This window comes from Micromonospora vulcania (genome assembly GCF_042658605.1).
GTDB lineage: Bacteria > Actinomycetota > Actinomycetes > Mycobacteriales > Micromonosporaceae > Micromonospora > Micromonospora vulcania.
Genome location: NZ_JBHSQS010000012.1, coordinates 147,510 through 155,968 on the forward strand (window position 1 = coordinate 147,510; position 8,459 = coordinate 155,968).

An 8,459-nucleotide genomic window follows, 5' to 3' on the forward strand; every position below is an offset into this window, starting at 1 on the left:
GGTGTATAGGAAGGGGCCCTTCCTAACGAAGGAGACGCGGATGCGCAGCTGGAACGCACGGAGGCGACCAACCCGGGCCGTCACCGCCGCCGCGCTGGTCGCCGCGCTGTTTGGCGCGGCCGCCTGCACCGGTACGGCCACCCCGCCGCCGGCGGGCGCCGGCACCCCGCCAGTCGCCACCACCGGGACGGCCGCCCCGGCCACCTCGCCGGCAGGTTCGCCGACCACCGCCCCGGCCTCGGTTCCGGACACTCTGCGCTTCGGCGGCACCACCCTGACCGGCAGCGCCTTCGACGCCGCGCAGCTCGCGGGCCGGCCGGTGGTGCTCTGGTTCTGGGCGCCGTGGTGCGCCACCTGCGCCAGTCAGGCCTGGACGGTCGCCGAGATCGCACCCCGCTACCGCGACACCGTGCCGATCGTCGGCGTGGCCGGGCTCGGCGAGCAGCGGGCCATGAAGGACTTCGTCACCGAGTTCGACCTCGGCGACATGCCGCAGATCGACGACCGTGCCGGGGCGCTCTGGCGGCGCTTCAAGGTGACCGAGCAGAGCACCCTGGTGATCATCGACCGGAACGGCAAGGTCGTCCACCAGGGCTTCCTCGACGGCGAGGCGCTCAGCGCCCGGGTCACCGCGCTGGCCGGGGCGTGACCGCCACACTGCTGCTCGCGCTGACCGCCGGCATGCTCGGCGCGGTCAACCCGTGCGGCTTCGCGTTGCTGCCCGCGTACCTCTCGTTGTTGGTCGCCGGTGCCACCGACGCCCGCGGTGCGGTCGGCCGCGCGCTCACCGCGGCGGCCGGGCTGACCCTGGGGTACGTGCTGGTCTTCGGCGCCTTCGGCCTGGCGCTCGCGCCGCTGGCCGGCTGGCTGCGCCCCCGGCTGCCGTGGCTGACCGTGGCGCTCGGGCTGCTGCTGGTCGTGGCCGGCTGCTGGCTGCTCGCCGGCCGGCGGCTGCCCGCCCCGGGCTGGTCCGCCCGGGCACCCCGACTGACCAGGTCCTGGCCGTCGATGGCGCTGTTCGGCGCGGCGTACGCGCTGGCCTCGCTGGGCTGCGCCATCGCGCCGTTCCTGGCCATCGTGGTGACCAGCCTCCAGGCCGGCTCGACCGGCCGAGGGCTGGCACTGTTCGGCGCGTACGCCCTCGGGATGGGGCTGGTGGTCACGGTCGCCGCGCTCGGGGTGGCGCTGCTGCGCGACGGGCTGGTGGCCCGACTGCGCGGCGCCGGCGCGCTGGTGCCCCGGCTCAGCGGCCTGGTGCTGCTGGTCGCCGGCGGTTACGTCGCCTGGTACGGCTGGTACGAGCTACGCCTGGCCGCCGGCCAACGGGACGCCCTGCACGATCCGGTGGTGCGCGCCGCGTCCCAGATCCAGCACGGCCTGGCCGAAGCCCTCGACACGGTCGGACCGGCCGTCGTGTTCGCCGCGGCCGTCGTGCTCGCCGTGCTGGGAGTAAGGAAGGGCACCTTGTTAACGCCTGCGGTAGAGGAAGGGACCCTTCCTAACATCGAACGCGCGGCGACACCCGCAGACGCGGCGGCGGGGGCCGGGGCGACCCCGACCCCCGCCGAACGGAACGGTTAGCGCAGCGGGGTGAGGCGGTCGGTGCCCATCCGGTCCTGGAGGACCTCGGGGATCAGCACCGAGCCGTCGGCCTGCTGGAACTGCTCGATGATGGCCGGGAACAGCCGGCTGGTGGCCAGCGCCGAGCCGTTCAGGGTGTGCACGAACCGGGTCTGCTTGCTGCCCGGCTCGCGGTAGCGGATGGCCGCCCGGCGGGCCTGGTAGTCGCCGGCCCAGGAGACCGACGACACCTCCTTGTACTTGCCGGTGCTCGGCATCCACACCTCGATGTCGAGGGTCTTCTTCATCGACGCGCTGGCGTCACCGGCCGAGAGCAGGGTGCGCTGGTAGTGCAGGCCCAGCGCCTCAACCAGGCTCTCCGCGTGGGCGAGCATCTGCTCCAGGGCCGCGTCGGCCTGCTCCGGCAGGGTGAACTGGAAGATCTCCACCTTGTTGAACTGGTGCCCACGCACCGTGCCGCGCTCGTCCGAGTGCGAACCGGCCGACTCCCGCCGGTAGCACGGCGTGTACGCGAACGCCTTCAGCGGCAGCTTCGCCGTCTCCAGGATCTCGTCCTGGTACGCGCCGAGGATCGCCGTCTCCGAGGTGGGCAGCAGGAACTGCCCGCGCGGCGCCGACTCCTTGTCGAGGTGGTAGACGTCGTCGTAGAACTTCGGGAACTGCCCGGCGGCGAAGCCGGCCGAGTCCAGCAGCAGGTGCGGCGGCAGCAGGAACTCGTACCCCGCCTTGATGTGCTGGTCCACGAAGAAGTTGAGCAGTGCCCACTCCAGCCGGGCGCCGACGCCCGTGTAGATCCAGAAGCCGGAGCCGCCGAGCTTGACGCCGCGCTCGTAGTCGACCAGGCCCAGCGCGCGGGACAGCTCGACGTGGTCCCGGACCTTCTCGATGGCCGGGGGCTCGCCGAAGGTCTTGACGACCCGGTTGGCCTCCTTGCCGCCGGGCAGCACGTCGTCACTGGGCAGGTTCGGCAGCTCGCTCATCGCGTCGCGCAGCCGAGCCTGCACCTCGTCCGACTGGGACTCCAGGTCGGCGAGCTGCTTACGCTCGGCCTCCGGCGCGGAGACCTGCGGCTCGGTGCCGGCGCGCTTCGCCTCCGCGTACGCCCGGGCCTCCGCCTTGCGGCGCTGCCGCTCCGCGTCGATCTCCGTGATCAGGGCGCGCCGCTCCTGGTCGAGCCGCTGAATCTCGTCCAGGGCCCGATCGACCTCGGCGGGATCCAGACGCTTCGCCAGCGCGGTCGCCACCGCCTCGCGATCCTTCCGGATCAACTCCATGTCGAGCATGCTGCTCCGTACGCCTCCGTCCGGGGTCAGATAGACCCACAGATGCTACCGTCGCGCCGTCGTCGGCCCGGGCACCGCCCCTTGCCAGCGCCGTCGCCGGCCCGGGCACCGCCCCTTGCCAGCGCCGTCGTCGGCCCGGGCACCGCCCCTTGCCAGCCCAGCAAAGGTCAGAGCCGGATCGGCATCAGCACGGAGAAGGTCTCGGCGTCGTCCGGACGGCGTACGGCCAGCGGGGCGATCGGGCCGTCCAACTCCAGCACCAGCTGTGGCCCGCCGGCCGCGTCCAACGCGTCCAGCAGGTACTCGCGGTTGACCCCGACCCGCAGCCCGCCACCCGGGTCGGGCTGCACCGCCAGATCGGGCTGTTCCCCCAGGTCGGTGGCGGGTAGGTCGGTCGCGGGGAGCAGGCGCAGGTCGCCCCGGTCGTCGAGGCCGAGCACGGTGACCGCCAACGGCCTTCCGCCGTACTCGCGTGGCACCGTGGGAGCCGCCGGGTCGGTCAGCGCCGCCCGCAGCGCCGCCACGTCCACCGGGATCCGCAACGCGGCCGGCCGCTCGCCGACGGCGTCGCGTAGCAACCGGCGGTAGTCCGGGAAGTCGTACGGCAGGGCGGTGCCGGTCAGCGTCCGGTCGGCCAGGGCGACCCGCAGGTCCGTGCCGGACACGGTCAGCAGGACCGGCCCGGCGTCGGAGGTGTCGAGCAGCGCGCGGAGCCGGTCGACCAGGTCCACTCCGACGAACACCCGCACCGGTGGGCCGTCGACGCTCGCCGCGGCCCTGGCCAGTGCCAGGCGGTGCCGGTCGGTGGCGACCAGGCGGACGCCGTCCGCCTCGACGTCGAGCAGCACGCCGGAGAGCATCGGCAGCTCCGGATCGGCGCCGACGGCGAAGCGCACCGCGTCGACGGCGGCGGCCAGCTCGGCGGGGGAGAGCAGCAGCGTGGTGCTCGTCGGCGGGGCCGGGTCGACCAGTGCCCGGAGCCGGGTGACCTCGCGGTGGGCGTCGGCGAACCCGTCGGCCAGGCGGCGCAGGTGCGTGTCGAGCAGCCCGTGCACCGTGGCTGGCTCGGCGCGTACCGCCGCCGCGATCTCCGGCACCGGCATACCGATCCGACGCAGCCCGGCCACCAGCCGGGCCGGGGCGATCTGCTCGTCGGCGTACCAGCGGTAGCCGGTCACCGGGTCGACGAGGGCCGGCTCCAGCACGCCCGCCGAGTCGTAGAAGCGCAGCGCGCTGACGGTCAGGCCGCTGGCCCGGGCAAGCTCGCCGATGCTGTGCAGGTCGCTCTCCACGCTGGGCATCCTGCCCCCTCGACCTGGTAGAGGGTCAAGCCGCCGTCGGAAGTTAGGAGGGGACCCTTGCTATGCATGAGGCGTTAACAAGGTGCCCTTCCTTACACCTCCAGCACCCGGAAGGTGATTCCGGCCCGGGTGAGCCGGTCGAGCAGCGCGTCACCCATCGCCGCCACCGGGGTGAGCTGGCCGGCGGCCGGCGGCAGGTCGTCCAACGCCAGGCAGAGGGCCGACTCGGCCAGCATCTTCGCCGTCTCGTCGTACCCCGGGTCGCCGCCGGCCACCTCGGTCACCACCCGCTGGCCGCCGCCGGTGCCCACGAACCGCACCCGGAACCAGGACGCCGCCCGCTGCTGCGAAGTGGGTCCCTGCCCGGAGGCGAGCCGGCCGAGCAGCCAGCGCCGGGTCGGCGGCACCTTCACCAGCCCGACCACCGCGCCCAGCCCAACTGCACTGACCAACACGGTGGTCAGCCGCTTCACCGCCGCGAAGTGCCGGTAGCGGAAGTCCGGGCCGTACTCCGGGCGGGCCGCGGCCGACCGACGGACGACCTGCGGGTCGATGGTCGGCAGCGGCACGGTCCAGATGCCCAGCTCCGCCGAGCGGGCCAGCTTGCCGGGCATCGCCCGGACCCGTCGGTCGGTGGGGCGCGGCTCGACGGCCCGACGCTCCCGGGCGGCCCGGCTGGCCTGCCCGCTGCGGGCGAACGCGGTGAGCGCGGAGTGGTAGGTGCCGGCGGAGAACCGACCACCGGCGCGTACGTAGCCGTCCACGGTGATCGGAACGTCGGCGGGCAGTTGCTTGACGGTGAACCAGACGCCCAGGTCGTGTGGGATCGAGTCGAACCCGCACGCGTGCACCAGCCGGGCACCGGTGCGGGTCGCCTCGGCCTGGTGGCGGACGTACGTCAGGTCGATGAACTCCGACTCGCCGGTGATGTCCAGGTAGTCGGTGCCGGCCCGGGCGCAGGCGGCGACCAGCGGCTCCCCGTGCTGGATGTACGGGCCGACGGTGCTGGCCACCACCCGGGCGCTCTCGGCCACCCCGCGCAGCGAGTCGGCGTCGGTCACGTCGGCGGTGAGCAGCGGCAGCTCGGCGAGGGTCGGGTCGATCGCGGCGAGCCGGGCCCGTACGGCCGCGAGGCGGTCCGGGTTGCGCCCGGCCAGCGCCCAGCGCAGCCCGGGTGGCGCGTGCCGGGCCAGGTATTCAGCGGTCAGCCCGCCGGTGAACCCGGTGGCTCCGAACAACACGACGTCGTACGTCCGATCCCCAGCCATGCCGAGAGTCTGCCATCCACCGTCGGCGATGGTCGATCGAGCGTGGCGTCACGGCGTGAAGACGGCCCGGACGCAGCCGTCGGCCCGGTCCCGGAACAGCGCGTACCCCTGCGGGCCGTGCTCCAGCGGCAGGCGGTGGGTGGCCAGGTGCTCGGTGCGTAGCTCGTCGCGGGCCATCCGGTCCAGCAGCATGGGTACCTCCCGCAGGTCCGGCCGGCGTGCCCCGCGCAGGGTGAGCCGCTTGTCGGTCACCGTACCCAGCGGAAACGCGTCGACGAACCCGTCGGCTCCGCCGAGCACCACCACCACGCCGTCCTTGCGGCAGGTATGCACCGCCTCGCGCAGCGCGTCCGGGCGGTCGGCCGACCGGACGCCGAACCGATCGGCCACCGATCGCGGGGACGGCGGCGTGTCGACGGCCACCACGCACACGTCCGGTCCGCGTCCGCCACTGCGTTCCCGCAGCTCGGTCGGGATGTCGCTGCGGCGGTAGTCCAGCGGCTCCGCGTCGGCGTGCCGCTCGGCCATCCGCAACCGCTCCTCGTGCCGGTCCACGATGATGACCTGGGCGGCGCCCCGCAGCGTCGCGGCCCGTGCGGTCAGCTGACCCACCGCGCCGGCGCCCCAGATCGCCACCACGTCGCCGGGTCGCACCGCGCCCAGCTCGGCCGCCAGCCATCCGGCCGGGGCGGCGTCCGCGGCGAACAGCGCCCGATCGTCGCCCACCTCGTCCGGCACCCGGAACGCGCCGATGTCCGCGTACGGCACCCGCACGTACTCGGCGTGACCACCGGCGAAGCCACCCGCCGCCCGAGGACGGCCGAAGCAGCCGGCGTCCGAGCGTCGTCCCCGACCCGGCTCGGCGCTCGCCGGGTCGGTGCTGCCGTTGTCGCAGCAGGACTGTCGGCCCTGGCGGCAGTACCAGCAGCCGCCGCAGGCGACGCTCGCGGCGACCACCACCCGGTCGCCGACGCGGTGCCGACGAACCGCCGGGCCGAGTTCGACCACCTCACCGAGGAACTCGGTCCCGAGCACGTCATCGGTGGTGAGCAGGGGGTCCCGGCCGGCCAGCAGCGGCAGGTCCGCGCCGCAGGTGGCACTGCGCCGGACCCGGAGGATCACGTCCCGCTCGTTGCGCAGCTCCGGGTCGGGCACCTGGCGTACCGCCAGCTCGTCGTCGGCCACCCAGCACAGCGCCCTCACCCGAGCGCCTCGGGGCGGTCCAGCGCGGAGCGGTCCGCGCGTAGCACCTCGCCGGCCTCGACGTGCTGCTTGACGTGCCGCAGCGCGCGGCGGACCAGCAGCGTGGGGTCGTCGCCGACCAGGTGTGCGGCCAGTCCGGTGGGTGGGGTGCCACCGGCCAGCGGTCGGGCGGCCAACTCGGTTCCCCGGTCGCCCGGCGCCGGCCGTACCCGTACCTCGACCGCGCCGTCCAGGCGGCGCAGCGGCTCGGGCCACCGTCCGTCGGGCAGCACCTGCTCGGGCGGCCGGTCCACGGTCACCAGCTCCCACCGGGCCTGCGCGTGGGCGGCACCGTCCGCGCCGGTCCGACCGCGCCACCACTGGGGTACGCGCAGCAGCCGCGCGGCCCCGCTCAGCGTCGCGCCGCCGAGGGCGGATCCCACCCGCGCCAGCCGTCCCATCGGCCCCACCCGTCCTCCCGGTCCACGTCCCTCGATCGTCGGGCGGGGCCGGGTGAAGCGGGCTCGCCCGGAAGGGGTGAACCCGCCCGCGTCGGGTAACCGCTCGCCGACCGGGGGTGGAACGCGTCGATGGGGGGCCGGGTGCCGCAACAGCAGGACCACGTGCGCGTCACAACGGCAGCGGAACGCCCTGCGGACCCGCCGCTGCTGGCGTCCCGGCTGTCGCCGGCCGCGCCGCGCGAACCGGTGGTGGCCCGGCCTCGGCTGCTGCGCCGGCTCGACCAGGGCAGTGCGGGGCCGGTCACCCTGGTCGCCGGGCCCGCCGGCTGGGGCAAGACCACCCTGCTCGCCTCCTGGGTACGGCTGATCGTCGCTCCGCCCGAGGCCGGACCGGTTCCGGCCGCGCCCGAGGTCGGTGAGGGGCTGGCCACGCTGGACGTCGGTCCGGGCGGGGCTCTGCCCGGGGCCGGGCTGCGGCCGGCGTGGGTGTCGGTGGAGGCCGGCGACGACGGCGACCGGCTCTGGACATACCTGGCGGCGGCGCTGCGCGCGGCGACCGGACCGGCGGACGACCAGCCGTCCGGGCCAATGCCCGCCGGGCCGCCGCGCCCCGACCAACTCGAGGTGCTGGCCGCCGCGCTCGCCGCCGCGGACCGGCCGGTGCTGCTGGTCCTGGACGACCTGCACCGGATCACCGATCCGGCGGCGCTCACCGGGCTGGAGTTCCTGCTCCGGCACTCCGAGCAGCGGCTGCACCTGGTGATCGGGGCCCGGGCCGGGCTGCCGCTGGCCCTGCACCGGCTCCGGCTCGCCGGTGAGCTGACCGAGATCGGCCCCGACGAGCTGGCCTTCACCGACGACGAGGTGGCCGATCTGCTCACCGCGCTCGGCGTACCAATGCCCGCCGCCGCGCTGCGGCGGCTGCGTGAGCGCACCGGTGGTTGGCCGGCGGCGCTGCGGATCGCCGCGCTGGCGCTGCGCGGGCAGCCCGACCCGGCGCGCTGGGTGGAGCAGTTCGGTGGCGACCAGCCGGACATCGCCGGTTACCTGCACGAGGAGGTGCTCGCCGCGATCGACCCGGCCGACCGGGACCTGCTGCTGCGCAGCGCACTCGCCGGGACGGTCTGCGCCGACCTGGCCGAGGCGTTGACCGGCCGCGCCGACGCCGGGCGTACGTTGGCCGACCTGGCGGGCATCGGCGGTCTGCTGCACCGCCAGGACAGCCGCCCACCCTGGTACCGGATTCACCCGCTGCTGGACGACCTGCTCCGCGTCGAGCTGTCCCGGCTCCCCGCCGACGAGCTGCGTGAGCTGCACGTACGGGCGGCCGACTGGTACGCCGCCGACGGCCGCCCGGCCGACGGGCTGCCCCCCCCCCCCGCC

The 8,459-nt window shown here is 74.9% G+C and carries 8 protein-coding genes; 3 read left to right on the forward strand and 5 right to left on the reverse strand.

Annotated features, from left to right (window positions below; translation table 11 throughout):
* Nucleotides 1-40: 40 nt before the first annotated feature.
* Nucleotides 41-649 carry a TlpA family protein disulfide reductase gene (locus tag ACFQGL_RS21155; RefSeq protein WP_377513927.1) on the forward strand — a complete coding sequence of 203 codons (609 nt, stop codon included), beginning with the start codon at nt 41-43 and terminating at the stop codon, nt 647-649.
* Nucleotides 646-1,581, forward strand: a complete 936-nt coding sequence (locus tag ACFQGL_RS21160; protein ID WP_377513928.1) for a cytochrome c biogenesis CcdA family protein — start codon at nt 646-648, stop codon at nt 1,579-1,581. Before ACFQGL_RS21155 ends, ACFQGL_RS21160 begins: the two co-directional genes overlap by 4 nt.
* On the opposite strand, the gene serS is transcribed toward ACFQGL_RS21160, so the two are convergent.
* The 5 genes from serS to ACFQGL_RS21185 all read right to left on the reverse strand — a co-directional run bounded on the left by serS (nt 1,578) and on the right by ACFQGL_RS21185 (nt 7,076).
* A complete protein-coding gene (gene serS / locus ACFQGL_RS21165; protein WP_377513929.1) occupies nt 1,578-2,864 on the reverse strand; it encodes a serine--tRNA ligase in 1,287 nt (428 codons plus the stop codon). The two genes, ACFQGL_RS21160 and serS, sit on opposite strands and share 4 nt — an antisense overlap.
* A gap of 167 nt (nt 2,865-3,031) precedes the next feature.
* On the reverse strand, nt 3,032-4,165 hold the full coding sequence (locus ACFQGL_RS21170) for a DNA polymerase III subunit beta family protein (RefSeq protein WP_377513930.1): 1,134 nt from the start codon (nt 4,163-4,165) through the stop codon (nt 3,032-3,034).
* Nucleotides 4,166-4,257: 92 nt separating this feature from the next.
* Nucleotides 4,258-5,433: a saccharopine dehydrogenase family protein gene (locus ACFQGL_RS21175; protein ID WP_377513931.1), complete on the reverse strand. Its 1,176-nt coding sequence runs from the start codon at nt 5,431-5,433 to the stop codon at nt 4,258-4,260.
* A 48-nt stretch (nt 5,434-5,481) separates the two neighbouring features.
* The gene (locus ACFQGL_RS21180) at nt 5,482-6,636 is read right to left on the reverse strand and encodes an alcohol dehydrogenase catalytic domain-containing protein (protein ID WP_377513933.1); all 1,155 of its coding nucleotides are present in this window, start codon (nt 6,634-6,636) and stop codon (nt 5,482-5,484) included.
* Nucleotides 6,633-7,076 (reverse strand): SRPBCC family protein, encoded by a 444-nt coding sequence (locus ACFQGL_RS21185; RefSeq protein WP_377513934.1) that lies wholly within the window; start codon nt 7,074-7,076, stop codon nt 6,633-6,635. The genes ACFQGL_RS21180 and ACFQGL_RS21185 overlap by 4 nt, the downstream gene beginning before the upstream one ends.
* Before the next feature lie 129 nt (nt 7,077-7,205).
* On the opposite strand from ACFQGL_RS21185, the gene ACFQGL_RS21190 reads away from it, so the two are divergent.
* On the forward strand, nt 7,206-8,459 hold a 1,254-nt coding region (locus ACFQGL_RS21190), incomplete at its 3' end, for a winged helix-turn-helix domain-containing protein (RefSeq protein ID WP_377513935.1).

Bases quoted from the DNA above. Each gene is read 5' to 3' on its own strand.
- ACFQGL_RS21155 (WP_377513927.1), top strand. From the start codon at position 41: ATGCGCAGCTGGAACGCACGGAGGCGACCAACCCGGGCCGTCACCGCC.
- serS (WP_377513929.1), bottom strand. From the start codon at position 2,864: ATGCTCGACATGGAGTTGATCCGGAAGGATCGCGAGGCGGTGGCGACC.
- ACFQGL_RS21170 (WP_377513930.1), bottom strand. From the start codon at position 4,165: ATGCCCAGCGTGGAGAGCGACCTGCACAGCATCGGCGAGCTTGCCCGG.
- ACFQGL_RS21175 (WP_377513931.1), bottom strand. From the start codon at position 5,433: ATGGCTGGGGATCGGACGTACGACGTCGTGTTGTTCGGAGCCACCGGG.
- ACFQGL_RS21185 (WP_377513934.1), bottom strand. From the start codon at position 7,076: ATGGGACGGCTGGCGCGGGTGGGATCCGCCCTCGGCGGCGCGACGCTG.